Here is a 25,937-nt window from a genome sequence, read left to right as displayed (position 1 = left end):
ACCAGCCATGACGCGGACAGTGTGCAGCTGTATCTGCAGGAGACGCTGACTTTCCTGTGCTACACCGCGGAGGCGTCCGTCCCGCTGAGCCCGTAGGAATAAACGCCGACGGGTTTTCGCTAGAGATCGAGCACCACGTCGGTCCCCGGTGCCGCCGAGCAGATGAGGACAGACCCGTCACCGGGCGGCTCCAACGGCTGCTGAATGTAAATGGTCGTGCCGGCGACGATTCCGGTGACGCACAGGTGACACACTCCGCTCCGGCAGGAGAAACGCGTTGGCACGTCGCACGCTTCGGCCAGATCGAGGATGCTTCGGTATGCCGGTGACCAGTTGACCGTTAATTCGCTGCGCGTGAAGGTGATCGCCGGTCCGATACCCGGCGGTCCGACCGGTGGATGGGGCGGCTTGCGCTCCCCCGTCTCGACAACGCCCGGGTTGATCGCGGGCAGCGCGCCGAACAGCTGGCTGCGGGTCGGGTCGAATCCCATACCGGCCAAGGCGTCGCTCATGTCTGTCATGAATTGCGTTGGACCGCATAGGTAAACGGTGGCGTCGGTGGGCAGGCCCAATTTCGCGATGGACTCTCGGCGCAGGCGGCCCTGCGTTTCGGTGTAGAAGACCTGCTGCCTGGCGTGCGGAAACGATTCGATGAGTGTCGTGACTTCTTCTGTGAAGGCTTGGGTTTCCCGGTTGCGGGTGGTGTGCAGCCACCAGATGTCGCGCCGACTCCCGGCGGCGGACAGGGCATGCAGCATCGCCAGCACCGGTGTCGCCCCGATTCCGGCGGAGAACAGGATGACCGGACTTGTGTCACCTCGAACCAGCTCGCCGTTGCGCCGAGCCCCAACTGGGATGGATGGCCCACAATATGGCACCCGGATGCGCTCGGCAACATATCCGACTTCCGGGACTGTCATCGAGGGCAGGCTTGGTGCATAATGGGTCATCTAACCCATAAATCTGGATTGGGTTTCGCGATTTCTCCGTCGGACGCCGCTGCGGCGCTCGCCGGTGAATCACGTTGATTCAGGAGGGATGTCATGCCTGCTGTTCATCATCGATACGCCACCGTCGACGGCCATCGGCTCTTCTACCGCGCGGCCGGCGATCCGGCCGCTCCGGCGGTAATTCTTCTGCACGGGTTTCCCACGAGCTCTTACATGTTCCGCCATCTGATCCCGGCCCTCGCCGACCGTTACCACGTGATCGCGCCGGATCACCTGGGCTTCGGGCTGTCCGCCGCCCCACCGGTCGACGAGTTCAACTACACGTTCGACGCGCTGACCAACCTCACGGCGGGTCTGCTGCGAACCCTGGGCGTCGACCGGTACGCCATGTATGTCCAGGACTACGGCGCGCCGATCGGCTGGCGACTCGCACTGCGCGACCCATCCGCGATCACCGCGATCATCAGCCAGAACGGCAATGGTTATGACGCGGGTTTCGTCGAGAGCTTCTGGAAGGTTGTACAGGCGTACCAACAGGAGCAGACCGCGGACACCGAGGCGCCGGTGCGGCAGTTCCTCACCCTGGATGCGACCCGTTGGCAGTACCTGACCGGTGTGGCCGACGAGACGTTGGTCGATCCCGGGTCGTGGTATCACGACTACGCGCTGATTTCCCGACCCGGGAACGATCTGGTGCAGCTGAAGCTGTTTCGCGATTACGCCACCAATTCGCCCATGTATCCACGCTTGCACGAATACTTCCGTGACAGCCGGGTGCCGTTGCTCGCGGTGTGGGGCCGCGGCGACGAGATCTTCGGGCCGGCCGGCGCCGAGGCGTTCGCCGACGACCTCCCGGACGCCGAAATCCACCTGCTCGACGGTGGCCACTTTCTGTTGGAGTCCGCGTGCGACGACGTCGCCCAGCTGATCCGGAACTTTCTCGCCAATCGAGTTAACGCCTGAGCGATGTATGGGCTGGAGATCCCATAAATGGGGGCGCTGCCGGGTTAGCCTGACGCGATGGCCCATCCCGATGTTCTTGACGAACAACGGTTGACCGCCAAGGGGCGTGCCACCCGCGACCGGATCGTGCAGGCCGCCGCCCGGCTGATCGTCACCGAGGGTCTTTCCGCGGCCAACATGGACAACGTGCGTCGGGCGGCTTCGGTCAGCGGCTCACAGCTTGCCCACTATTTCGCCGACAAGGCGGCGCTGATACGTGCGGTGATCCGGCGCCAGATCGGCGTGGTCTTGGACTTTCACCGCCAGCCCGCGCTTCGGGGCCTGGCTTCGTTTGACGATTTCGAGCGATGGATCGACCTCAACATGCGCTACCTGCGGCGCATCGGATATTTCGGCACCCCCACCTATCACGCCCTCGCCGCCCAGCTGGCGAAGTCGGACGACGCCACGCGTGATTCGTTGGCCGCCGGTTACCGGCAGTGGATCGAGTTGTTGGAGCACGCAATTGCGCGAATGAAAGACGACGGGCTGTTGGTTCGCCATGCCGATCCGCGGCAGCTCGCAATGGTGATCATCACCGCGCATCAAGGAGGTGGCGTGTTGACGTTCACCTATCAACAGGCGTGGCCGCACGCCGATGCGATTCGTTTCGCGGTGAACCACCTACGCCTGTTCGCCAACGACAGCGCCGAACGAGCACCCCGTCCACCGCGCCGGACGCGGGAGCGTCGCCCGGCATGAAAAGCCGGCTGACCTCCGCGGCAAAGGCGACATCGTGACTGGAAACCCCCCATCGCGGTTCACTCGCAAGGGACTCGCAACGCGTGCGCGCATCATCGAGGTCGCCGCCCGGCTGATGTTCGAGCATGGCGTCGCCAACACCAGCATCGACACGGTGCGGCGCGCGGCCGGAGTGGGGGGATCGCAAATCTCGCACTATTTCAGGGATAAACGCGACCTGACCCGCCATGTCGTCGATGCGCGCCGCACTGACGTGCAGAACTTTCACACGCGACCGCAGCTCGCCGGACTCGACAGCCTCGATGCCCTGCAGGCGTGGGCCGATGCCTGCGTCTCCGACATCGACGCCGTATACCGGGTTGGGGGCTGTGTCTATGGGTCCTTGGCCGGTGAGCTGATCGAGGCCGATACCGAAATACACCGTGACCTTTCCGCGGGATATGACCAATGGATTGGACTGTTTCGGGCCGGCATCGAGTCGATGCGCGATCGGGGCGACCTGCGTCCGGAAGCCGACTCGCAACATCTGGCCGTATCGCTGGTCGTCGCACACCAGGGCGGTGCGATGCTCACCCACGTCACCGGTGATCCGCAACCGCTGCGGACCGCCGTCAACGCCGCTGTCGACTACGTCCGCTCCTTTGCGGCCCAGCCCCCGCCGCGCAAGGGTCGATCCGCGTCGTCTCGCGGTCAGCGCAAATCTTGAGCGGTGGCATCCGCTGGACATCGCGGGTACGGTCGAACATAATAATGGGTCAGCTGGCCCATTATTAGTGGCCGCGCCACCTGGTGTCGTCGCCGGCCAACGATTGTGAAAGAGGCAGTCGATGTCCATGCTCGAGTCACCTGAGCTGCCAACCGCGCCGGCAGTCGTACGCGAGCAACCCGGTGGACAAACCATGCGGGCGATCATCTTGGAAAAGTTCGGCGGCCTGGACAGCCTGGTCTACACCGACATCCCCAAGCCGCTGCCCAAGGACGGCGAAGTCGTCATCGCGGTAAAGGGTTTCGGCATCAACCACGCCGAGATCCATATGCGTCGCGGGGAATGGGCGGAGGCGGCCGAGGTCAGCGGAATCGAATGCGTCGGCATCGTCGACTCGTGTCCGGGACGCGAGTTCCCGGTCGGGGCCAAGGTCGTGGCGCTGATGGGCGGTCTTGGGCGCACCATCAACGGTAGCTACGCCGAATACACTCGAGTGCGCGCGGCTAATGTGGCACTCGTCGAATCCGACCTGCCGTGGTCGCAGCTGGCGGCGCTGCCGGAAACCTATGCGACGGCGTGGACCTGCCTGTACCGCAACCTGAATCTGACCGCGGGACAAACATTGGTGATCCGTGGGGCGACTTCGGCTTTGGGTCAGGCCGCACTGAAGATGGCTGTGATCACCGGCGCGAATGTCATTGCCACGGCACGCAGCCGTGAACGCTTCGGCATGCTCGAAGAGCTGGGCGCGACCCGTGTGGAGGTGGAACGCGGTGACCTTGCCGCCCACATCGCGGAAGCCAACCGTATCGACGCCGTCCTCGACCTCGTCGGCAACAGCACCATCCTCGACTCCCTGGACATGCTGCGCCGCGGCGGCACCGCCTGCCTCGCCGGATGGCTGGGTGGTCTGGCACCCATCGGCGATTTCAATCCACTCGCGCGAATGGCCAGCGGCGTGAGCTTCAGTTTCTTCGCCAGCCCCGTGTTCGGAGATCCCGGATTCCCGGTATCGGATGTGCCGTTCGGGGAGATCGCCCGGCAGATAGCCGACGGCAAACTCGACGCGGCCCCGGCGCGGATCTTTTCGTTCGACGACATCCGCGAAGCGCATCGTGTCGCCGAGGCGGGTGAAGCCGCAGGAAAGCTTGTCGTCGTGATGGAGTAGTGCCGGCGCGAAATGTCACTGCGCGAACGGATTTCAGGAAGGACGGGCTTCACATGGGTCTGGCATGGCAGCAAGGCCCGCTGGCGGCCGCACATGTGTGGGACACCATCGGTGCGCAGAAGGTCGGCTTTGGTGGGGCTTTGATCACCCGGAGTGGCAACGCACCGCTGCCGGTGGACGGTCTGCCGCAGCCGAATATCGTCGTCAATGATCTGCGCCAGCTCGCCAATCAACTCATCAACGGATCCGCTGACTGCTGAGAGGTGCACTCGGCGCCGCGGCCACCAAGCGAAAGGATCGTCGACCATGGCAGCAGCTGGCGGAGGAGACTTCGACGTCGTGGTGCTCGGCGCCGGCCCGATCGGCCAGAACGCCGCCGAACGCGCGCGGGCCGCGGGACTGCGTGTTGCTCTGGTCGAGCGAGAACTCGTCGGCGGTGAATGCTCCTATTGGGCATGCGTGCCCAGTAAAGCGTTGCTGCGGCCCGTCATTGCGCTTTCCGACGCGCGCAGGATCGACGGCGCGCGGGAGGCGGTCACCGGGTCCCTGAACACCGACGGCGTGTTCGGCCGCCGCAACCGCTACGTGAGCGACTGGGACGACAGTGGCCAGGCCGATTGGGTGAGCGGTATCGGCGCGACCCTGGTGCGGGGGCACGGGCGGTTGGACGGCCCGCGCCGCGTCGTCGTCACCGACGGCACCGGCGAGCGGCTGGCGCTGACGGCACGGCATGCGGTGGTCATCTGCACCGGGAGCCGCTCAGCATTGCCCGATTTGCCCGGCCTCGCAGAGGCGAGGCCATGGACCAATCGGCGGGCCACCGATAGCAGCGCGGTCCCAAAGCGGCTGGCCGTCGTGGGCGCCGGGGGGGTGGGTGTCGAAATGGCTACGGCATGGCAGGGGTTGGGCTCCCAGGTGACGCTGTTGGTGCGCGGCCCGGGACTGCTGCCGCGGATGGAGCCCTTTGTGGGCGAGTTGATCGGGCGCGGGCTCACCGAGGGCGGCGTCGACGTGCGGGTGGGGGTATCGGTTCGCGCGCTGCGCCGACCGGACGATTCCCACGTTGTCCTCGACTTGGACGACGGCACCGAGTTGCGGGTCAACGAGGTGCTCTTCGCCACCGGCCGCGCACCGCTGACCGACGACATCGGTTTGGAGACAGTGGGATTGAGGCCGGGCAGCTGGCTCGATGTGGACGACACCTGCCTGGTGCACGGCGCCGTCGAGGGCGGCTGGCTCTATGCGGCGGGCGACGTCAATCACCGGGCCCTGCTCACCCACCAGGGCAAGTATCAGGGCCGCATTGCCGGTGCGGCCATCGGCGCCCGCGCTGCGGGGAAGCCGTTGGACACCAAACCGTGGGGCGCGCATGCGACGACCGCCGACCATCATGCGGTGCCGCAGGCCTTCTTCACCGACCCCGAAGCCGCCGCCGTCGGACTGACGGCGCAGCAAGCCGACAAAGCCGGACACCGGGTCCGCACGGTCGACATCGAAATCGGCGATGTGGTGATGGGGGCCAAGCTTTATGCGGACGGCTACACGGGCCGCGCGCGGATGGTGGTCGACGTCGATCGCGGCCACCTGCTCGGTGTCACCATGGTGGGCCCGGGCGTGACCGAGCTGCTGCACTCGGCCACCATCGCCGTCGCCGGCCAGGTGCCCGTCGACCGGTTGTGGCACGCCGTGCCGTGCTTCCCCACCATCAGCGAGTTGTGGCTCAGACTGCTCGAGGCGTATCGGGACGCCTCGGACGATAATTGACCGATGGCCACCGCAGACGGATTCCATCCAGACTTCGACGACACGGCGCCGGTCACGCGCAACCGGGTACGCCACATCAAGGCGTCCGAGATCAGCTCCGACACCGCGCAGTCGGAGGGGCTACGACGCTTCGCCGCCCTGTCCGGCAGCTCGGTCGGCGCGGAGAAGCTCTGGATGGGCGAGACGCACGCGTCGCCGCAATCGGCTTCGGACAACCACCATCACGGTGACTCCGAGACCGCCATCTATGTGCGAAGCGGCAACCCGGAATTCGTCTTTCATGACGGCACCGGAGAGGTCCGCATCGCCGCGGCACCCGGCGACTATGTGTTCATTCCGCCGTACCTGCCACACCGGGAGGAAAATCCCGACCCCAACACCACCGCCGAGGTGGTGATCGCACGCAGCAGCCAGGAAGCCATCGTGGTCAATCTCCCGGCCCTGTATCCGCTGACCGACCCTCGGTAAACGGCGATCTCGATCAGGTTGCCGTCGACGTCACGGCAGTAGTGCGACGTCATCTCACCCAGCGCCCCCACCGTGGTGACCGGTCCGGAGATCACCTCCACTCCGCACGCGGCGAGATGGGCGCGAACATCATCCGGGCTATTCATGCGCGAAAACCATTCGCTGCCAGAGTAATCCGCCCGCTCACTCAGCAAATTCTCAACCGATTCTTCGGTGCCGCTTGGCTTGGCTCCTAGCATTCCCATAGTCACAGGCCGCACCATCGAACTCATGACGAATGAGCAGCTGTGCGCGAACCTGGTCGAACGTTACCTGCGCACCCGCGGGCGACGATTTTTTCGCGGCCACCACGACGGCGAATACTTCTTTGTCACCAACGCTCCGCGGCGCCTGCATGTTCACTTCGAGATCTCTCCCGCGCACGACGACGTGTTGATCATCCGCGTCAGCCCTGGGTGCTATTTCCCGGCGGTCGATCGCCCCTGGGTGACGTACTTCTGCGACCGATGGAACCGTCTTGACCGCCAGGTCACCGCGATCGTGCACGGTTCGTCGGATCCGCAGCGCATCGGCGTGGTGGCCCGCAAGTCGCAATGGATCCGAAACGACGTCTCCTTCAACGATTTCGCTTCCTTCGTCGACCAGACCATCGCGGACGCCACCGAGCTCTTCGAGGAGCTGAACCCCCTGATCGAATTGCCGCCCATCGAACGGCCGTTGCTGCGCGACGCCGGCTGAACTACGGGCGGGCTAACTACCAGGCGGAGCATCCGGGCGCGGGTCACCCAATCTGGCCCGGATCGCGCCCCACGGGTCGGCGTAGCGTCCGGGCGTATCCCGGTAAGCTGCACGGCGTTTGAGGAACCGTCGCGCCAGCGGCGAGATCAGCCGCATCGGGTAACGCCGCCACCCCGCGGCGGCTCGCATCTCGGTGAGCATGTCCGGCCACGAGTGCCGCTGGAATTCCAGAGCCTGCTGGGCGCGAACCGTATCCATCCAGTCCGTGACAAACCAATCGTCGTCGCTGTCCGGATCGCCCGGCCGGCCGCCGGGCAACACATCGACCAGACCGCGTGCGGCGGCCAGCGCCTTACCGACCTCCCCCTGCCGCAGCAGGTGCGACTCGTCACCGGCGATCAGCAGCGTCTCACCGGCGACGTCGGCCGTGACCGCTGCGGCGAACGCGCGCGCGACATCACGGACATCGACGGTGTGAATGCGGCCATCGGCCGGCAGGGCGCTTTCGAAGAACAACGCATCGACGCTGAACGGCATGGCCTCCGGTTCGACACTGATCACCCCGGCCAGACGCAAGATGACCCACTCGAGATTCGATGCTCGCAGGTGCTGTTCCGCTTCGGACTTGTGAGCGCCGTAGAGGTCGGCCGGGTTCGTCGCGGAGTCCGGTCGTAACAGCTCGTGATGCCGGTGCGGGTTGCGCGCGCCATACACGGCGTTGCTCGACGCCAGAATGAACCGCACCGGCTGGCGCCTCGACTGCACCGCGCGCAGCAAGGTCACCGTCGCGTCGACATTGACCCGGCGTCCCAGCGCCGGCTGCCGATAGATCACCGGTGGAATCACCGCGGCCAGGTGAACGATGGCGGTGGGCGACGTCTCGGCGAGTAGCTGATCAACCTGACCCGGATCGGTCAGATCCGCCCAGTGCGGCTCGGCGCCGGCCGGCAGCGCTTTCGCGGCTTTGCGCTGGGCGGCAGTGCCCAGGTCGGTCGCGACGACGCGGTGGCCGTCGGCCACCAGGCGGCGCACCGTCTGCGAGCCGACGAGCCCGAAACCTCCTGTTACCAAGACCTTTTCGGACATGCTCCCCCATCAGCTGTTCGCCTTCCAGCAAACGGATATGACATTCTCCTAAACGGAGAGTAGCATATGTCAATCGGAGTCTCAGGTTTGAGACTGGCGTCACACCGGCAACAACTAGTGAAGAGCAGGAACAGACAGCGGGGAGCCATGAAGGGCAACGGTGTTGACGCGGCGGACAATCACGAAACCGCCAAATGGGATCCGGCTTTTACCGAACAGGTGGCAAAGGTGCTCGGACCGGCCATCAAGCGGTACTACCGGGCCGAGGTGCGAAACATTGACAACGTCCCGTCCTCGGGCGGAGTTCTGGTGGTCTCCAACCACTCGGGCGGCATGCTGACCCCGGACGTGCTGGTCTTCTCCCCGGCCTTCTACGACAGGTTCGGCTACGACCGCCCCGTTTACACACTGGGCCACTACGGGCTGTTCATGGGGCCTTTGGACGGCTGGTTGCGCCGCCTCGGGGTCATCGAGGCCAGCCGCGAAAACGCCGCCACCGCCCTGCACTCCGGCGCGGTGGTGCTGGTGTTCCCCGGCGGCGACTACGACTCCTACCGGCCGACCTTCAGTGCGAACACCATCGACTTCAATGGCCGCACCGGCTACGTGCGGACCGCCATCGAAGCTGGGGTGCCGATCGTGCCGACCGTGTCCATCGGAGCCCAGGAGACCCAGCTGTTCCTGACCCGGGGCAACTGGCTGGCCCGAAAGTTGGGGCTCACCAAGGCGCGCGTGGACATCTTGCCGGTCACCTTCGGCTTCCCGTTCGGCCTGAGCGTGGTCTTCCCCCCCAACGTGCCCCTGCCGGCAAAGGTCGTCACTGAGGTTCTCGAGCCGATCGACATCACCGCGCAATTCGGCAACGACCCCGACATCGACGAGGTCGACGCCCACGTACGCGCCGTCATGGAAGCCGCGCTCACGCGGCTCGCCGATCAGCGCCGCTTCCCGATCCTGGGCTGACGGTGTCTGGGGCCGCTGGGGGTGGCGTGTGAAAAGACTCAATGGCATGGACGCGATGCTGCTCTACAGCGAAACGCCCAACCTACACACGCACACGCTGAAGGTGGCCGTGATCGACCCCGCCGACTTCGACGGAGAATTCGGTTTCGAGGACTTCTGCCGCCACGTGCGTCGTCGGCTCCATCTACTAGAACCGTTGCGCTACAAGCTCGTTGACATTCCCTGGCATTTGCATCATCCCATGTGGCAGGAGAATTGCGACGTCGACCTGAACTATCACCTGCGGCGGGTGCAGGTGCCCGCACCGGGCGGTCGGCGCGAGCTCGATCAGGTGATCGGCGAGGTGGCGTCCACTCCCCTGGACCGCAGTCGGCCGCTGTGGGAGTTTCATTTCGCCGAGGGACTGGCCGGTGGACGATTCGCCTTGATCGGCAAGATTCACCATGCGCTGGCCGACGGCGTCGCATCAGTCAACCTGCTGGCCCGCGCGATGGATCTGCGCGACGGGCTCGCCAACGAGCGCGACAACGACGAAGCCGGCGTCACCACGTCCAACACCGACCTGCTGCGCGGGGCGGCCCGCGACCACGTCCGGCAGATCGGCGCACTGCCCGGGCTGCTCAAGGACGCGGCCGTCGGAATGATGCGGGTGCGCCGCCGGTCCCGGGAGCGCGGGGATCACCCCGACCTGGCCGACGCGTTCGACGCGCCGCCGACCTTCCTCAACCATCTCGTCTCGCCGCGGCGCTGGTTCGCCAGCACGTCGTTGTCGCTGCCGGAGGTGAAAGCGACGGCAAAGGCGTTGGGCGTCACGGTGAACGACGTGGTGCTGGCCATGGCAACCGGCGGATTGCGAACGTTGTTGCTGGCTTATGACGGTGCGGCCGAACGCCCGATCATTGCCTCGGTGCCGACGGCCACCGACAAGTCGGACCGCATCACCGGCAACGAGATCAGCGGGCTGATGGTCTCACTGCCGGTCCATGTCGACGACCCGATTGAGCGGGCCCGACTGGTCGCCCTGGCCACCAAGATCGCCAAGGAGGACCACGAAGTCCTGGGCCCCGAGCTCTACGGGAAAATGATGGCCTACCTTCCGAGCGCATTCGCCCCCGCCGCATTCCGGTGGCTGGGCCTGCGCGACGCGCCGAACAAGCTGATGAACGTCGCGGTGTCCAGCGTGGTGGGGCCCCGCGCGCGGGGCCACTTCGGCGGCGCGGCCGTCAGCGAGATCTATTCCACCGGCGTGCTGTCGCCCGGCGCCCCGGTCAACATCACGGTGTGGAGCTACGTGGACCGACTCGGCGTCGCGGTGCTCACCGACGACCGGACCTTCAACGACCCGCACGAGGCGACGGACGCCATCGGCGCGTCCTTCGCCGAATTACGGGATGCCGCAGGCGTTTCCGCTCAGCCGGCGAGCACGCCGTCCAGCACCGAATAGAACAGGCCCAGGCCGTCATCGGACGGCCCGGTCAGCGCCTCGATGGCATGCTCGGGATGCGGCATCAAACCCACCACGCGGCCGTCGGCCGAACTGACCCCAGCGATGTCATGCAGCGAGCCATTGGTGTTCTCGTGGTATCGGAACACCACCCGCCCCTCGCCCTCGAGCTCCTCGATCACCTCGGCAGGCGCCACGTAACGTCCCTCTCCCGATTTCAGCGGGACCAGCAGGTCGGCGTCGGGCTCGAAACGCGACGTCCAGGCCGTCGACGTCGAGGCCACCCGCAGCCACACGTCGCGGCAGATGAAGTGCAGACCCACATTGCGGGTCAGCGCCCCGGGCAACAGTCCGGCCTCGCAGAGCACCTGAAAACCGTTGCAAATGCCCAACACCGGCATGCCACGCCGTGCGGCCTCCACCACCTCGGTCATCACTGGGGCGAACCTGGCGATCGCACCGGCCCGCAGGTAGTCGCCATAGGAGAACCCGCCGGGCACCACCACGGCGTCCACGCTCTTCAGATCGGCGTCGGCATGCCACAGGTTGACCGCCTGGGCACCGACACGCCGCGCCGCGCGGGCGGCGTCCACGTCGTCGAGCGTGCCGGGAAAGGTGATGATCCCGATGCGTGCCGTCACTGCTTCTCCCGGCTGATCGTCCAGTCTTCGATCACGGTGTTAGCCAACAGCGATTCCGCGATCTCGGCGAGCGCCGAATCGTCGACACTGTCGTCCACTTCGAGCTCAAATCGCTTGCCTTGCCGCACTTCTGAGATTCCCGGATGTCCGAGGCGACCCAGCGCGCCCACAATCGCTTGACCTTGCGGGTCGAGAATCTCCGCTTTGGGCATCACGCTTACGATCACCCGGGCCACCGGCGCTCCTCCTCAGTTGGCGTTCCGGCGCCACTCTACCGGCGAAAGCGCAGCTCGGGCTCACGGGCACGAGGCAATGTAGGCCTCGCACAGGGGTGCGCTCATGGCATTGAGCACCGGATCGTCCGCCATCGCCGGCCAGGCCGCCTGCGGCGGCGCTGTCGACCAGAGCGTGACCTCGCTGATCGTGCTGCTGGCCGGTTGGGCGAACAGATAGGTGTGCATCACCACCGGGCCGCTGATCACGGCGGCCATCCGATTCGCTTCGTCGCTGGTCAGCGACGGTGACTCCAGCGGTGCGCGCTGCTGGCAGGCTCGCAAAGCGGCGACGGCATTATTGAAAACCGTGGTCGCGACCGTCCCGCCGCGGGCGGTGTCACCCCGCCAGTGCAGGATCTGGGCCTGCAGTTGCCACTGCCCGTCGGGATGCTGAACCGTCGAGCGAGCCGCGACGGCCGAGTCGCGGGGATCCTGGGGTATCGCCGGCGCGGCGCACAACTCCTCGAACCGGAACCGCGGGCCGGGGACCGAACCGGTCGTCTGCACGGCCAAACCGGCGAGCGCGGGCCAGTGGTACAGGGCGTCCAGCGGCACGGCATGCTGATCGATCCACGCCGTGTTGGGGATCCGATCGCACAGGCCCGGGCAAGTCTCCGGCTCTGCGTGTGCAGGAATGACGACGATTAGAGCAACTGCAAAACTGCCGGCGACCAGCATCGTGGCCAGGATCATGCGTATCGGCAGCTTGTCCATCAAGGCACAATCGTAGATATGCAACTGACGCATTTCGGGCATTCGTGCCTACTTGCCGAGTTCGACCACACCCGCGTGCTCTTTGATCCTGGTAACTTCGCGCACGGTTTCGAGGGAATCACCGGCCTGACCGCCATCTTGATCACCCATCAGCACCCCGACCATGTCGACGCCAAACGGCTGCCCGCATTGCTCGAGGGTAACCCGGATGCGGCGCTCTACGCGGACCCGCAGACCAGTGCGCAACTGGGCGCGCCCTGCCGCGAGGTCCATGTCGGCGACGAGCTGCACATCGGCGAACTGACCGTTCGCGCCGTCGGCGGCAAACATGCGGTCATTCACCCGGAAATCCCTGTGATAGAGAACATTTCGTTTCTGGTGGGCGATGCCGACCACCGCGCCCGATTAATGCATCCCGGTGACGCGCTCTTTGTGCCCGACGAGCCGGTGGACGTGTTGGCCACGCCGGCGGCCGCACCCTGGATGAAGGTATCCGAGGCGGTCGATTACCTGCGTGCGGTGGCTCCAGAGCGTGCCGTTCCCATTCACCAGGGAATCATCGCCCCGGATGCGCGGGGGATCTACTACGGACGGCTCACCGAGATGACCACCACCGACTTCCAGGTGCTGCCCGAAGAAGACGCCGTCACGTTCTAGCCGCCGTCACGCTGGCGTAACGCTCGCGTTCCGCGGTCACGCTGGCGTGACGCTCGAAAGCAAGCGGGGGCACGCCCCGCCGGGCTATGTGATGTCGTCGGCGGCGCCACGTCCGGCGGCGCGACCGGAGAAGATGCAGCCGCCCAAAAATGTACCCTCCAGGGCGCGGTAGCCGTGCACGCCGCCGCCACCGAACCCGGCCACCTCGCCGGCGGCATACAGACCGGTCAGCGGCGTGCCGTCGGCCTTCAACACCCGCGAGGCGAGGTCGGTTTCGATGCCGCCCAACGTTTTTCGGGTCAGGATATGCAGCTTGACCGCGATCATCGGTCCCGCCTTCGGATCGGTCAGCCGGTGCGGCGCCACCACCCGGCCCAGCCGATCGCCCAGATAGTTTCGGGCGGCATGGATCGCCGTGATCTGTCCGTCCTTGCTGAACTTGTTGGCCACCTCCCGATCCCGCGCGGTGACCTCGGCCTCCACCGTGGCGTAGTCCAGCGGCTGCACATCGGGCAGCTTGTTCATCGCGGTCACCAAGTCGCGTAACGAGTTCGCGCTGACAAAGTCCACACCCCGATCGACAAACGCCTGCACCGGACCCGGCGGCCCGGAACGCGCCCGGTTTCGCAGCAGCTCGCGGATGCTCTGTCCGGTCAGGTCCGGATTCTGCTCCTGCCCGGAGAGCGCGAACTCTTTCTCAATAATCTTGGCGTTCAACACGAACCAGGTGTAGTCGAACCCTGACTTGGTGATGTACTCCAGAGTGCCCAGCGTATCGAAGCCGGGGTAGAGCGGGACCGGCAACCGCTTGCCACTCGCATCCAGCCACAGCGACGACGGACCCGGAATGATCCGGATCCCGTGCAGCGGCCAGATCGGGTCATAGTTGGTGATGCCCTCGGTGTAGTGCCACATTCGGTCGGGGTTGATCACCCGCGCGCCGGCCCGCTGCGAGATGGCGATCATCCGGCCGTCGACATGGGCCGGCACCCCGCTCAGGAGTTGCTCGGGGACGCGGCCCATGCGCTTGGGCCAGTTCTTTCGCACCAATTCGTGATTGGCGCCGATGCCGCCGCTCGTCACAATCACCGCGTCGGCACGAAATTCAAACTGCCCTATCGGTTTCCGTGATGACGCGACTCCTCTCGGCGTGGCCGTCGGCTCCAGCACCGTGCCCCGGACGCCGGTCACCGCCTCGCCCTCGACGATCAACTCATCGACCTGGTGGCGGTGCGCAAAGCGCACCGACGAGCGGTCGCGCAGTTGACGAGCGAAAATCTCGACCAGCGCTGGCCCGGTACCCCAGGTGATGTGGAAGCGGGGAACCGAGTTGCCATGCCCCTGTGCGCCATACCCGCCGCGCTCGGCCCAGCCCACCAGCGGGAAAAGCTTGAGCCCCCGCGACCGCAGCCAACTGCGCTTCTCCCCGGCGGCGAAATCGACATAGGCATGTGCCCATTGGCGTGGCCAGTAGTCCTCGGGACGATCGAATGCCGCCGTACCGAGCCAATCCTGCAACGCGAGTTCATGGCTGTCGCGGATACCCAGCCGGCGCTGCTCGGGGCTGTCGACCAAGAACAGGCCGCCGAAGGACCAGAAGGCCTGCCCGCCCAGATTGGCGCTGTTCTCCTGATCGAGGATGAGCACCCGCAAGCCGCGATCCACCAGTTCGCAGGCGGCGACCAAGCCGGCCAGGCCCGCCCCGACGACGATGGCGTCAGCGTCGAACCCCGCAACCGAAGAATCGCTCATGTCGGACCAGGGTAGTGCCCCGATGAGCAGGTCAGACAGTCGCTTCGTCAGGCGGCGTTGAGCACCGCATTGGCCGGCTGCCAGCGGTACACGCTGGGTGCACAGCCGTGCATCAACGCCAAGTCGACCGCGTCCACCATGGCCTGCAGCGGCCCGGGTTTGCGCAGGTGGCGAGCCGCGACCGCAACCCGCACGACGCCGCCGCGCCGAGCGATCCGCTCGGCGGACAGCACCACCATCCGGCACCACCAGGGCTCGGTGAGGAAGCCCTCGCCGATGCCGAGGACGCGTGCGCGGACGGTGGTGTGACGAACCAGGTCGCTGATCCCATGCAGATCTGCCAGTAAGCGGAATCCGTTGTCCGGCAATGCTTTGACAACCCCGGGCGACACCACCCAGCCGGGCGCCGCGAACAGGCGGGTACGCAGCCCGAGGTGCTCGAGCACCCGGTCGGCGGCCATCAATCGCAGGTTGGCCTCATGCGCCCGCAGGATCGCGAATTCGCCGCGACGCTTCTTGGTGGCCGCGTCGTCATAGCCGTGCAGCACGATGGCGTCACCGCCGGCGCGACGGTTGGTCAGCCACTCGACGGTTCCCGGGTCGTGGTCGAGCCGGTAGTCACCGGACAGGCGGGGAGCCACGAGTAACGACACCGGTACCTTGCGGGCGTCCATTTGCGCGCAGAACGTCTCGACATCGGGCAGCGTGCGTTCGCCAATCCCCGAGACCGAGACGATCAATTTTCCAGACACACCAGCAGTTTGCCGATCCCAAGTATCGAAATGGTGAAGGACACGCAGACAGCAGGCGTATACGCACTCGCCCGGGCATTAAGATTTCGGCGCCGCCGGACCTGCCCAGACCACAGCCGCCGCGAGCGTCAGCCGATGCGATCAGTTCGATATGCTAAGCAACGCCATGGACGAGGCCTCGTACGCAGCGGCCAAAACGCCGCTGCCCCACGCCCCCACCGGACAGCCGGGCGTCGAGGAACGGGAATACCCCGACAAACTCGATGCCGCGCTGTTGCGGATCTCCGGTGTGTGCATCTTGGCCACGGTGATGGCGATCCTCGACATCACGGTCGTCAGCGTCGCGCAACGCACCTTCATCGACCAATTCGCGTCCTCGCAGGCCGTGGTGGCCTGGACTATGACGGGCTATACGCTCGCCTTGGCGACCGTGATCCCGATAACCGGCTGGGCGGCCGACCGGTTCGGCACCAAACGGCTCTTCATGGGTTCCGTGGTGGCCTTCATGCTGGGCTCGCTACTGTGTGCGATTGCCGCAAACATCTTGCAGCTCATCGTCTTTCGCGTGGTCCAGGGATTCGGCGGTGGCATGCTGCTGCCGTTAAGTTTCATGATCATGACTCGCGAAGCGGGCCCGGGAAGGCTTGGGCGCCTGATGTCGATCCTGAGCATCCCGATGCTGCTCGCCCCGATCGGCGGGCCGATCCTGGGTGGCTGGCTGATCGACACCTCGAGCTGGCGGTGGATATTCCTGATCAATGTGCCGATCGGGTTTCTCACCATCGCGCTCGCCGCCATCATCTTCCCGCGGGATCACCCGGCGCGGTCGGAGACCTTCGACGCCATCGGCGTGCTGCTGCTCTCGCCGGGCCTGGCGACATTTTTGTTCGCGGTGTCCTCCATCCCGGGCCGCGGCACCGTGGCCGACCGCCACGTGGTGATACCGGCGGCGATTGGACTGGCATTGATCGGGGGCTTCGTCGCGCACGCGTGGCATCACGCCGACCATCCCCTGATTGATCTGCGGCTATTCCGCAATCCGGTGCTCACGCACGCCAACGTGACGATGCTGGTCTTCGCCGGCGCATTCTTCGGCGCCGGCCTGCTGCTTCCAAGCTATTTCCAGCAGGTGCTGCACCAAACGCCGATGCAGGCGGGCGTGCACATGATCCCTCAGGGGCTGGGCGCCATGCTGACCATGCGCCTGACCGGACCGCTGGTGGACAGGCAGGGCCCGGGCAAGATCGTGCTGGTCGGGATCGCGCTGATCACCGCCGGCCTGGGCACCTTCGCCTTCGGGGCGGCCACTCAGGCCCACTATCTACCCACGCTGCTGGTCGGGCTGGCGATCATGGGCCTGGGCATGGGCTGCACGATGATGCCGCTGTCGGTCGCCTCGGTGCAAGCGCTGGCACCCCATCAGATCGCCCGGGGAACGACGCTGATGAGCGTCAGCCACCAGGTGGGCGGCTCGGTCGGAACCGCGCTGATGTCGATGATCCTGACGAACCAGTTCAATCGGAGCCCCAACATCGTCGCAGCAAACAAGCTTGCCGCCCTGCATCAGAGGGCGGTCGTCGACGGGGTGCCGGTCGACCAGTCCGCAATACCCCGGGAGTCGCTCGCCCCCGGATTTTCGAGCGATGTGGTGCACGATCTTTCACACGCCTATACCGCGGTATTCGTGATTGCCGTCGTGCTGGTGGTGTGCACCCTCATTCCGGCGTGGTTCTTGCCGAAAAAGCCGGCAATCGAAACGGCCGGCGACTAGCGCAGCCGCTCCCGGGCAACTCCCGCGCGGACCGTTGGCCGGCCTGGAGGGGCCTATGTCGACAACCGGGCGTCGGCGGCGCTTAACAGCCACGCGTATTGGAAGGCGGCTTCCTCCCAGCCCTTGTAGCGGCCACTGACGCCGCCGTGCCCGGCGTTCATCTGGGTCTTCAACAGGACCGGATTACCGTCACCGTTGGCGTGGCGCAGCGCCGCAACCCACTTGGCCGGCTCCACGTAGTAAACCCTCGTATCGTTCAGCGACGTCATCGCCAAAATCGCCGGATACCGCTTGGCCTCGACATTCTCATACGGCGAATAGGACTTCATATACGAGTAAACTTCCTTGTCCGCCAAGGGGTTTCCCCATTCATCCCACTCGGTGACGGTCAGCGGCAAAGAGGGATCCAGGATCGTGGTCAGCGGGTCGGTGAATGGGACCTGCGCGAGAATGCCGGCGAAAAGCTCCGGCGCCAGATTGGCCACCGCCCCCATCAACAAACCGCCGGCGCTACCCCCCAGCGCCACCAGCTGACGCGCCCGGGTGAAACCGGCATCCACCAAATGCCGTGCGACCGCAACGAAGTCGGTGAAGGTGTTCTTCTTCTCCAAGAGCTTGCCGTGCTCATACCACAGCCGGCCCATCTCACCGCCGCCACGAACGTGCGCGATGGCAAACACCATGCCACGGTCCAGCAGCGACAGCCGGGCGATGGAAAAGCTCGGGTCGGTGCACAGTTCATAAGCGCCGTAACCGTAAATCAAGGCGGGTGCCGGGAATTCGATATCAGCGCGGTGCACGATAGACACCGGGATGCGCGTGCCGTCGTCGGCGACCGCCCAGTCACGCCGTTCCACGTAGTCGTCGGTCCGGTAATCGCCGAGTACGGGCTGCTCGCGCAGCAAGGTGCGTTCACCGGTGGCGAGGTCGATGTCGTAGACCCGCGCCGGAATGACCAGCGATCCCGCCCTGATCCGCAGCTTGGGCGCCTCCCAGTTGGGGTTGCCGGCCGGACCGGCGGTCATCAGTTCGGAATCGAACGAAATCTCTTCGGGCTGTGCATATGTGCCGTCGGTGTTGATGGGCCACAGCTGCATCCGGGGCAGTGCCTCGCGCCGATAGCTGACGACCAGGAGACCGGCGAAAGCGTCCACTCCATCGAGCCGGACATCGTCACGATGCGGGATCAGGGTGCGCTGCTGTGCCGGATCGCTGACCGGCGCCTCGGTGAGGGTGAAGTTGACCGCGCCGTCGTTGTGCAGGATCAAGAACCGGTCCTGCCCGCCGATGACCGCGTGCTCGACCAAGTACTCCACGCCTTCGCGGCGCGGCAGCACGACGGTGAACTGGGCCTGCGGATCGGTGGCGTCGGCGTAGCGATACTCGGAGGTGATCGAGGATCCCGAGGCGATGAAGACGTAGGCCTCGCTGCGGGTGAGCCCCACGCCAAGCCAATACTTTTCGTCCGCTTCGTGATACACCAGCTCCGACTCTGCACCGGAGCCCACCCGATACCGCCACACTTTGTCGGGGCGGTGGGCGTCATCCAAGGTCAGGTAATACACTGTGCGGTTGTCGGCGGCCCACGTCGCACCAGCCCCGATATCGGCGATCTCGTCGGGGTACAGCTCGCCGGTGCGTAAGTCTTTGAACCGCAACGTGTATCGCTCATCGCCGAGGGTGTCGACCGAGTAAGCCAGCAGGTTCCCATCCAGGCTCACCGTCGCGGCGCCCAGGGAGAAGAACTCGTGGCCCTCGGCTTCGGCGTTGGAATCGAGCAAGATCTGCTCGCCCGGGATCTCGGTGTTCTCGTCCAGGGTCGGCGGATCCCAGTCGTCGGATCCGCTTATCGGACAGCGGCATTGGACGCGGTATTGCTTGCCTTCGTAGGTGCGCGCGTAATACCACCACTCGCCCTGCCGGGTCGGTACCGACAGATCCGTCTCTTTGGTGCGTGCCTTGATCTCGTCGAAAATCCGCTGCCGCAACGGTTCGAGGTGGGCGGTCATCTGATCCACGTAGGCGTTTTCCGCTTCGAGGTGGGCAATGACTTCAGGGTTGGCCTTTTCGCGCAGCCACTCATACGGGTCGATGAAGACGTCGCCGTGATGCTCACGCCGGCTGTCCACCCGCTTGGCGACGGGGGGTACCGACCCGTCCACGTGCACTTCGGTCATGCGCTGGGACCGATCCAGTCGTCGAAGCTCAGGCCGGAAATGCGTTCGTAGGCTTCGATGTACCGATCACGGGTGGCGCCGATGATGTGCTCGGGCAGTGCTGGCGGGGGTTGTGAGCCGTTGCGGTCCCAGCCGGACTCGGGGCCGGTCAGCCAGTTGCGGACGAACTGTTTGTCGAAGCTGTTCTGGACGACGCCGACCTGGTACTCGTCTGCCGGCCAGTACCGCGACGAATCCGGTGTGAAGATCTCGTCGGCCAGCAGAAGGTTACCGTCGCGGTCTCTGCCGAACTCGAACTTGGTGTCCGCGATGATGATTCCTTTCCGGAGCGCGTGATCGGCGGCCTGAACGTAGATCTGTAATGTGCGGCCGCGCAGCTGGTTGGCGGGCACGGCACCGACCATCTCGATCACCCGCGCGAAGGGGATGTTTTCGTCGTGGTCGCCCAATGCGGCTTTCGTCGCGGGGGTGAACAGTGGTTCGGCGAACCTACTGGCTTCGACCAGTCCCGGTGGCAGCGTGATACCGCAGACCGTTCCGGTCGCCTGGTAGTCCAGCAATCCCGAGCCGGTCAGGTAGCCGCGCGCCACGCATTCCACCGGAAGCATTTCCAGCTGGCGCACCACCAGCGCGCGGCCCCGGACCTCGTCGGGGATGCGTGGATCGTCCGGCGGCCCGGCCAAATGGTTGGGGGCGTCGACGAGTCCGAAGAAGAAGACGCTCATCGCGGTGAGGATGCGACCCTTGTCCGGGATGGTGCTGTCCAGGACGAAGTCGTACGCCGAGATCCGGTCGGTGGCGACGAGCAGCAAGTGCTCGTCGTCGACGCGATACAGCTCACGGACCTTGCCGCTGGCCAGATGCTGGTAGTCGGACAGTGCGGGCATCCGGTCAGCCTATCGGGCACCCGCAAACGGGCTTTGTGCTGGGATCGGGGCTATGACACCGCGGTTTCTGCCCTACTCCACCAGGCCCGGGCGGCTGGCTGTCCAGCTGTTCAGCGACTTTGCCGTCGTCGTGTGGACGGTGCTCTGGCTGCTCGTCGGCCTGGCTGTCTACGACGCGATCGCCACCATCGCCGACGCCGGCCGGCAGGTCGAGAGCGGCGCGAACGGGATCGCGGGCGACCTCGCGTCCGCCGGCCACGGAGCCCAGCACATTCCGGTGGTGGGCGACACGGTCAGCAAGCCGCTCAACTCCGCCAGCCATGCCGCGCTGGATATCGCCGGGGCGGGCCATGATCTGGACAGCGCGGCGAGCTGGCTCGCGGTGCTCCTCGCGATGGCCGTTGTTGCGGTCCCGATCCTCATCGCGGTGCTCCCGTGGTTGTTTCTGCGACTGCGATTCTTTCGGCGCAAGTTGACGGCGACCGCACTGGCCGCAACCCCGGCCGGTGCGCAATTGCTTGCGCTGCGCGCGCTGACCAATCGTGCGCCCAGGAAGTTGATCGCCGTCAGCGCGGATCCGGTCGGTGGGTGGCGCCGTGAGGATCCGGCCACCATCGCGGCCCTGGCCGCGCTCGAACTACGGTCGGCCGGTATCGCGATTCGCGGGAGTCAGCAGCAGCGCCCGTGACAAGAGCAGTAGCCCGGCGACGACAACAATGAGCCACGCGGCTAACGCATCCCAGAAGAACACCAGCGAAACGGTGAACAGCGATCGCTGATCGATCTCGCGTGCCATGGCGAAGCTGGCCGCGGAGTACATGCCCAACGGAAACACAAAGGCCCACCACACACCGGCGAATCGCAGCATGTTGGGGTACCGCCTGATGCGGTGCAGCGCAAAGTAGATCAGCGGCGGTATCCACAGGGTGGCCGTCACCCAGGTCACGATCGTGATCGCGCGCACCGGGCCGCCCAGCCAGGCGGGGGCCACGGCATGGATGTTGTCGCCGGCCAGCGTCGCAATCGCCATGGCGCCCATCAGGATCCAGGTATCGGGTTCGAAACCGTCGCGGTCCTGTCGTTCGTTGACGACACGCCACATGGTCAACCACGTCATCAGGCCGTAGATGCACAGCGCCGCGATCCATCCGGCCACGGCCACCGCCAGCCACCAGTGATGGCCGGTCTGTCGGGCCGCCCGGGCGATCACGATCGCCAAACCGGAGGTTCCCACGCTGCCCAGTTGCCAGGGGCCGTGGGCGCGGTCACGCAGCTCTATCCACCGGTGCACCAACATATTTCGCGCGCTGACCAGGATCAGTATCAGCCAGGAAGCCAGGCCGAGCACGCCGAGCACCCGCGCCACCCACACGTTGGATGACAAGCGAGTGTCGATCACTGCGCAGGCGGCGACGAAAGTGATAAGTCGCAGAGTGACGTCGGGATCGGTGAGGTCCCAGCGCAACCCCTCGCCGGGGCTGGCGGCCTTCGCGACGACCAGGGCAACCAGCAATAACAGCCCGGCTGTGGCGATGACACCCATCGTGTCGCTGATCAACCGGTACCCGTGATTGTGCGCATCGATTGACAAGATTCCCGTCGCCATCACCGCGGCGAACACATCGGGTGAGGGCTCGACATCAGCGAACCGGATCGTCACGATTCTTCGCGGAGCTCCACGACGAGGTGCCGAATGCCGGTGTGCCGATTGCTGCGGGTCCATTCGATCGGCCGGACAACTTGCACTGCGCCGAACCGAGACAGCAGCTCTTCGAACAACACCCGAAGCTCCAGCCGGGCCAGATTGGCACCCAGGCAATAGTGCACTCCCTGACCGAATCCCAGGTGCGGATTCGGCTTTCGGGCGATATCGAATTCGTCGGCGTTCTCGAACACGCAGGCGTCGCGATTCGCCGAGCCTTCCCAGATCTGTATCTTCTGCCCCGCCTCGATCGACTGCCCGGCCAGCGTCACGTCGCGGGTGGCGGTGCGGCGCTTGGAGGGCGACGGCGATGTCCACCGCACCATCTCCTCGACGGCCGTAGGCAGCGCATCGAGATCACCGCGCAGCGACTGCAACTGCTGCGGATGGTGGGCCAATGCCAGCAGGCCGCCCGCGACCGCGTTGCGCGTCGTCTCCGCGCCGGCGCTGAACAACAGACTGAAGAACAGGTACAGCTCGAGATCGGACAGGGCCGATCCGTCATGTCCGTCAGAGTCATCCAGCATCGCGTTCGCCACGACCGACAACATGTCATCGGTCGGGTTCTCGCGCTTGGACGCGATCAACTGCTGACCGTACTCATACATCCGCGACCCGGCCGCTGCGTCTCTTTTGGAGACCGACAACTGCGATAATGCAGCCTTGCGTGAGCCGCCGAAGTCAAACTGCGGCTCGATCGCTTCGAACAGCCAATGCCGCTCGGATTCAGGAACTCCCAGCAGGATGCAGATCATTTGCATCGGCAATTCGGCGGCGATGTCGACCAGGAAATCGAGCGGCTCGCCGGGCACCACCGCGTCCAGCAGGCGGCGCGCCCTGGTCCGCAGGTCGTCCTCGACCAGCCGGATCATCCGCGGCGTCAGCCCCGAGCTGACCAGCCGCCGAATCTGCGAATGCCGCGGATCGTCCATCATGTTGAGCACCTGACCCGCGATCGCCAGGTCCTGCAACAGCGTGCCGCCATACGGCCGCGGACCACCGGTGACCGATGAATACGTCACCGGATCCTTGAGCACCTCAAGCGTTTCCGCGTAGGTGGCCACCGACCAGAAGCCTTCACCGTCCGGGGTGTTGTCGGTCGGTGAGTGCCAGTACACCGGCGCCTCACGACGATGCATCGCGAACAGATCGTGCGGAAATCCGTTGGCGAAGTTGTCCAGATCGGTGAAGTCGATCTCGGCAAGCGCGCCGGCCAGCGTCACAGGATCGCACCCGGGGCGTACTTGGCCGCGTCCGGATAGCGGTTCACCAACGCGTCCACCTGCGCCGCCACCTCGTCCACCTGGTCACCGGCGGCGCCGGTGAATGCTTTCTTGTCGGCCAGCGCGGCGTCCAGCGCGGCCCGGTCCAGCGGCAGCCGCTCGTCGGCCGCCAGGCGCTCCAGCAAGTCGGGCTCGGCTCCGTGTTCGCGCATGGCCAGCGCGGTGGCCACCGCGTGTTCGCGGATCACGTGATGCGCGGTCTCGCGTCCCACGCCGGCGCGCACCGCCGCGATCAACACCTTGGTGGTGGCCAGGAACGGCAGGTAGCGATCCAGCTCGCGACCGATCACCGCCGGATAGGCGCCGAACTCGTCGAGCACCGTCAAGAACGTCTCGATCTGCCCATCGATGGCAAAGAAGCTGTCCGGCAACGCCACTCGGCGCACCACAGAGCAGAACACGTCGCCCTCGTTCCACTGCGCCCCCGCCAGCTCGGCCGCCATCGAGGCGTAGCCGCGCAGCACAACCTGCAGGCCGTTGACCCGTTCGCAGCTGCGGGTGTTCATCTTGTGCGGCATGGCCGAGGATCCGACCTGTCCGGGCGCGAATCCCTCGGTGACCAGTTCATGCCCGGCCATCAGCCGGATGGTGTGAGCCATCGACGACGGCCCAGCGCCCAGTTGCACCAGCGCCGAGAGCACGTCGTGGTCCAGCGAACGCGGATACACCTGCCCCACGCTGGTCAATACCGTTGCGAAGCCTAAGAATTCGGCTACGCGCCGCTCGAGCTCAGCCAGCTTGGCCGCGTCACCGTCCAGCAGGTCGAGCATGTCCTGCGAGGTGCCCATCGGGCCCTTGATGCCGCGCAGCGGGTAGCGGTCGATCAATTCGCGCAGCCTGGTCAACGCGATCAGCGTTTCCTGGGCCGCCGAGGCGAACCTCTTGCCCAGCGTGGTGGCCTGCGCGGCGACGTTGTGGCTGCGTCCGGCCATCACCAGATCGCGGTAGGCCACTGCCCGCTCGGCGACCCGCGCGGCCACCGCCACGCCGTGACCGAAGACGAGCTCCAGCGAGCGCCGAATCTGCAGTTGCTCCACGTTCTCGGTCAGATCGCGACTGGTCATGCCCTTGTGCACGTGCTCGTGACCGGCCAGCGCATTGAACTCCTCGATGCGCGCCTTGACGTCATGGCGTAGCACCCGCTCGCGGTCGGCGATCGACGCCAGGTCGACGTCCTCGATCACCCGCTCGTAGTCGGCGACGGCGTCGGAAGGCACCGCAACGCCCAGTTCGGCCTGCGCGCGCAGCACGGCCAGCCACAGCCGCCGCTCGGCGACGACCTTGGCCTCCGGCGACCAGATCGCGACCATCTCGACACTGGCGTACCGAGTGGCCAGCACATTCGGAATGCTCACTTGGTCCTCACGAACACACAGCTTACGGCGCCGGCCGACCGGGTCGCATCGGTCACAGCGGCCCCACGAGTCCCTGGCCCGGATGAGAAGTAAATTGCCGCCTCCGAGCGACAACTCGCCGCAGGGCGTCGCGGAGCCTCTAGTTGATGCTCGAACGCGGGCACAAACGCACGTCCTCCCGCGCGACAAATGTGACGGATGTGGCGACCGCTCGCGGGTCGTAGCCTATGCGGATGTACTTCGTCGGCGTCGACCTTGCCTGGGCAGGTCGCAACCCGACCGGCGTGGCCGTCGTGGGCTCCGGCGGCGCTCTGGTAAGCATGTGCGCGGTCCGCGACGACGACGAGATCCTGGCCGCGTTGCACCCCTATGTGGACGGCGATTGCCTGGTCGCCTTCGATGCGCCGCTGGTGGTGAACAACCCGACCGGCCAGCGCCCCGCCGAGACCGCGCTCAACCGCGATTTCCGCAGGTACGAGGCCGGTGCCCACCCCTGCAACACCGGAAAGCCCGAATTCGCCGACGGCCCCCGCGCGGGCCGTCTGGCCGCGACATTGGGGCTCGATCTCGATCCGCGGTCGCCGGCCGCCCGGCGCGCCATCGAGGTCTACCCGCATGCGGCCACCGTCGCGCTGTTCCGCCTGGAGCGCACGCTGAAGTACAAGGCAAAGCCCGGGCGCGCCGTCGACCGGCTCAAATCCGAGCTGTTGCTGCTGATGGACGGCGTCGAGCGGCTGGCGGACGCTCCGGTACCGCTGCGCGTCGACGGGCACGACGGTTGGGTCGCGCTGCGCCGGGCAGTCGCGGTCACGCAGCGCAAAAGCGAGCTGCGCCGCGCGGAGGATCCCGTCGACGCCGTGGTCTGCGCCTATGTGGCGTTGTATGCGCAGCGCCAACCGGGGAATGTGACGATCTACGGCGACCTCGACACCGGGTACATCGTGACGCCGTCGCTACCGGTGGATCCGCTCCGCGCGTAG

The 25,937-nt window shown here is 65.9% G+C and carries 26 protein-coding genes and 2 pseudogenes; 15 read left to right on the top strand and 13 right to left on the bottom strand.

What is annotated here, in order from left to right; genetic code table 11:
• Positions 1-96: pseudogene (locus VFW69_RS12970) on the top strand (family 1 encapsulin nanocompartment shell protein); the annotation flags it as partial.
• 23 nt (positions 97-119) lie between these two features.
• Here the strand turns inward: VFW69_RS12970 and VFW69_RS12965 are convergent.
• Complete coding sequence (locus VFW69_RS12965) at positions 120-920, bottom strand: flavin reductase family protein (RefSeq protein WP_526501835.1); 801 nt, start codon at positions 918-920, stop codon at positions 120-122.
• Between the two features lie 123 nt (positions 921-1,043).
• On the opposite strand from VFW69_RS12965, the gene VFW69_RS12960 reads away from it, so the two are divergent.
• The 7 genes from VFW69_RS12960 to VFW69_RS12930 all read left to right on the top strand — a co-directional run bounded on the left by VFW69_RS12960 (position 1,044) and on the right by VFW69_RS12930 (position 6,760).
• Positions 1,044-1,913 carry an alpha/beta fold hydrolase gene (locus VFW69_RS12960; protein WP_526501833.1) on the top strand — a complete coding sequence of 290 codons (870 nt, stop codon included), beginning with the start codon at positions 1,044-1,046 and terminating at the stop codon, positions 1,911-1,913.
• A 57-nt stretch (positions 1,914-1,970) separates the two neighbouring features.
• Positions 1,971-2,654, top strand: coding sequence for a TetR/AcrR family transcriptional regulator (locus VFW69_RS12955; RefSeq protein ID WP_526501831.1), 684 nt, complete (start codon positions 1,971-1,973; stop codon positions 2,652-2,654).
• A 34-nt stretch (positions 2,655-2,688) separates the two neighbouring features.
• Complete coding sequence (locus VFW69_RS12950; RefSeq protein ID WP_526501829.1) at positions 2,689-3,360, top strand: TetR/AcrR family transcriptional regulator; 672 nt, start codon at positions 2,689-2,691, stop codon at positions 3,358-3,360.
• 121 nt (positions 3,361-3,481) lie between these two features.
• On the top strand, positions 3,482-4,528 hold the full coding sequence (locus VFW69_RS12945) for a zinc-binding dehydrogenase (RefSeq protein WP_526501827.1): 1,047 nt from the start codon (positions 3,482-3,484) through the stop codon (positions 4,526-4,528).
• Positions 4,529-4,581: 53 nt separating this feature from the next.
• Complete coding sequence (locus tag VFW69_RS12940) at positions 4,582-4,788, top strand: hypothetical protein (RefSeq protein WP_526501825.1); 207 nt, start codon at positions 4,582-4,584, stop codon at positions 4,786-4,788.
• A gap of 46 nt (positions 4,789-4,834) precedes the next feature.
• Positions 4,835-6,292 carry a dihydrolipoyl dehydrogenase family protein gene (locus VFW69_RS12935; RefSeq protein ID WP_526501823.1) on the top strand — a complete coding sequence of 486 codons (1,458 nt, stop codon included), beginning with the start codon at positions 4,835-4,837 and terminating at the stop codon, positions 6,290-6,292.
• Positions 6,293-6,295: 3 nt separating this feature from the next.
• Positions 6,296-6,760 (top strand): cupin domain-containing protein, encoded by a 465-nt coding sequence (locus VFW69_RS12930; protein ID WP_526501821.1) that lies wholly within the window; start codon positions 6,296-6,298, stop codon positions 6,758-6,760.
• Here VFW69_RS12930 and VFW69_RS12925 read toward each other — a convergent pair.
• A pseudogene (locus VFW69_RS12925) lies at positions 6,757-6,900 on the bottom strand (VOC family protein); the annotation flags it as partial. The gene VFW69_RS12930 and the pseudogene VFW69_RS12925 overlap by 4 nt on opposite strands.
• A gap of 130 nt (positions 6,901-7,030) precedes the next feature.
• On the opposite strand from VFW69_RS12925, the gene VFW69_RS12920 reads away from it, so the two are divergent.
• Entirely contained in the window at positions 7,031-7,498 is a 468-nt protein-coding gene (locus VFW69_RS12920) for a hypothetical protein (protein WP_526501819.1), read from the top strand.
• A 12-nt stretch (positions 7,499-7,510) separates the two neighbouring features.
• Here VFW69_RS12920 and VFW69_RS12915 read toward each other — a convergent pair whose 3' ends face one another.
• A complete protein-coding gene (locus VFW69_RS12915) occupies positions 7,511-8,584 on the bottom strand; it encodes an NAD-dependent epimerase/dehydratase family protein (RefSeq protein ID WP_526501817.1) in 1,074 nt (357 codons plus the stop codon).
• 147 nt (positions 8,585-8,731) lie between these two features.
• Between VFW69_RS12915 and VFW69_RS12910 the strand changes: the two genes are divergently transcribed.
• Both VFW69_RS12910 and VFW69_RS12905 read left to right on the top strand, forming a co-directional pair.
• A complete protein-coding gene (locus VFW69_RS12910) occupies positions 8,732-9,547 on the top strand; it encodes a lysophospholipid acyltransferase family protein (protein ID WP_526501815.1) in 816 nt (271 codons plus the stop codon).
• A gap of 28 nt (positions 9,548-9,575) precedes the next feature.
• Entirely contained in the window at positions 9,576-10,991 is a 1,416-nt protein-coding gene (locus VFW69_RS12905; protein ID WP_526501813.1) for a WS/DGAT/MGAT family O-acyltransferase, read from the top strand.
• Here VFW69_RS12905 and purQ read toward each other — a convergent pair.
• Genes purQ through VFW69_RS12890 form a run of 3 tightly spaced genes read right to left on the bottom strand, consistent with a single transcriptional unit; the run spans position 10,958 to position 12,663 of the window.
• Positions 10,958-11,632, bottom strand: coding sequence for a phosphoribosylformylglycinamidine synthase subunit PurQ (gene purQ / locus VFW69_RS12900; protein WP_526501811.1), 675 nt, complete (start codon positions 11,630-11,632; stop codon positions 10,958-10,960). The two genes, VFW69_RS12905 and purQ, sit on opposite strands and share 34 nt — an antisense overlap.
• Positions 11,629-11,868, bottom strand: a complete 240-nt coding sequence (gene purS, locus VFW69_RS12895) for a phosphoribosylformylglycinamidine synthase subunit PurS (protein WP_526501809.1) — start codon at positions 11,866-11,868, stop codon at positions 11,629-11,631. Before purS ends, purQ begins: the two co-directional genes overlap by 4 nt.
• A gap of 60 nt (positions 11,869-11,928) precedes the next feature.
• A complete protein-coding gene (locus VFW69_RS12890) occupies positions 11,929-12,663 on the bottom strand; it encodes an ATPase (RefSeq protein WP_526501807.1) in 735 nt (244 codons plus the stop codon).
• Between VFW69_RS12890 and VFW69_RS12885 the strand changes: the two genes are divergently transcribed.
• Positions 12,640-13,278, top strand: coding sequence for an MBL fold metallo-hydrolase (locus VFW69_RS12885; protein ID WP_526501805.1), 639 nt, complete (start codon positions 12,640-12,642; stop codon positions 13,276-13,278). The genes VFW69_RS12890 and VFW69_RS12885 overlap by 24 nt on opposite strands.
• Before the next feature lie 84 nt (positions 13,279-13,362).
• On the opposite strand, the gene VFW69_RS12880 is transcribed toward VFW69_RS12885, so the two are convergent.
• Positions 13,363-15,030 carry an FAD-binding dehydrogenase gene (locus VFW69_RS12880; protein WP_526501802.1) on the bottom strand — a complete coding sequence of 556 codons (1,668 nt, stop codon included), beginning with the start codon at positions 15,028-15,030 and terminating at the stop codon, positions 13,363-13,365.
• Between the two features lie 47 nt (positions 15,031-15,077).
• A complete protein-coding gene (locus tag VFW69_RS12875) occupies positions 15,078-15,782 on the bottom strand; it encodes a DUF2334 domain-containing protein (RefSeq protein WP_526501800.1) in 705 nt (234 codons plus the stop codon).
• 151 nt (positions 15,783-15,933) lie between these two features.
• Between VFW69_RS12875 and VFW69_RS12870 the strand changes: the two genes are divergently transcribed.
• Positions 15,934-17,553 carry a DHA2 family efflux MFS transporter permease subunit gene (locus VFW69_RS12870; protein ID WP_526501798.1) on the top strand — a complete coding sequence of 540 codons (1,620 nt, stop codon included), beginning with the start codon at positions 15,934-15,936 and terminating at the stop codon, positions 17,551-17,553.
• Between the two features lie 53 nt (positions 17,554-17,606).
• Here the strand turns inward: VFW69_RS12870 and VFW69_RS12865 are convergent, their stop codons facing one another.
• Together VFW69_RS12865 and VFW69_RS12860 are read right to left on the bottom strand one after the other, a co-directional pair.
• On the bottom strand, positions 17,607-19,730 hold the full coding sequence (locus VFW69_RS12865; protein ID WP_526501796.1) for a S9 family peptidase: 2,124 nt from the start codon (positions 19,728-19,730) through the stop codon (positions 17,607-17,609).
• A complete protein-coding gene (locus VFW69_RS12860) occupies positions 19,727-20,617 on the bottom strand; it encodes a phosphoribosylaminoimidazolesuccinocarboxamide synthase (RefSeq protein WP_526501794.1) in 891 nt (296 codons plus the stop codon). The genes VFW69_RS12865 and VFW69_RS12860 overlap by 4 nt, the downstream gene beginning before the upstream one ends.
• 52 nt (positions 20,618-20,669) lie before the next feature.
• Between VFW69_RS12860 and VFW69_RS12855 the strand changes: the two genes are divergently transcribed.
• Entirely contained in the window at positions 20,670-21,305 is a 636-nt protein-coding gene (locus VFW69_RS12855) for a hypothetical protein (RefSeq protein WP_526501792.1), read from the top strand.
• Here the strand turns inward: VFW69_RS12855 and VFW69_RS12850 are convergent.
• From VFW69_RS12850 to purB, 3 genes are read right to left on the bottom strand one after another with little or no spacing between them, the layout of a single operon-like run.
• Positions 21,255-22,277: a tellurite resistance/C4-dicarboxylate transporter family protein gene (locus tag VFW69_RS12850; protein WP_526501790.1), complete on the bottom strand. Its 1,023-nt coding sequence runs from the start codon at positions 22,275-22,277 to the stop codon at positions 21,255-21,257. The genes VFW69_RS12855 and VFW69_RS12850 overlap by 51 nt on opposite strands.
• A complete protein-coding gene (locus tag VFW69_RS12845; protein ID WP_526501788.1) occupies positions 22,274-23,542 on the bottom strand; it encodes a cytochrome P450 in 1,269 nt (422 codons plus the stop codon). The genes VFW69_RS12850 and VFW69_RS12845 overlap by 4 nt, the downstream gene beginning before the upstream one ends.
• On the bottom strand, positions 23,539-24,957 hold the full coding sequence (purB, locus tag VFW69_RS12840) for an adenylosuccinate lyase (RefSeq protein ID WP_526501786.1): 1,419 nt from the start codon (positions 24,955-24,957) through the stop codon (positions 23,539-23,541). The genes VFW69_RS12845 and purB overlap by 4 nt, the downstream gene beginning before the upstream one ends.
• Before the next feature lie 233 nt (positions 24,958-25,190).
• Here purB and VFW69_RS12835 point away from each other — a divergent pair, with 233 nt between their 5' ends.
• On the top strand, positions 25,191-25,937 hold the full coding sequence (locus VFW69_RS12835; protein ID WP_526501784.1) for a DUF429 domain-containing protein: 747 nt from the start codon (positions 25,191-25,193) through the stop codon (positions 25,935-25,937).

The sequence above is a fragment of the Mycobacterium sp. genome, assembly GCF_036273375.1.
Classification (GTDB): Bacteria; Actinomycetota; Actinomycetes; order Mycobacteriales; family Mycobacteriaceae; genus Mycobacterium.
This window is presented reverse-complemented; position numbering and strand designations above follow the sequence as displayed.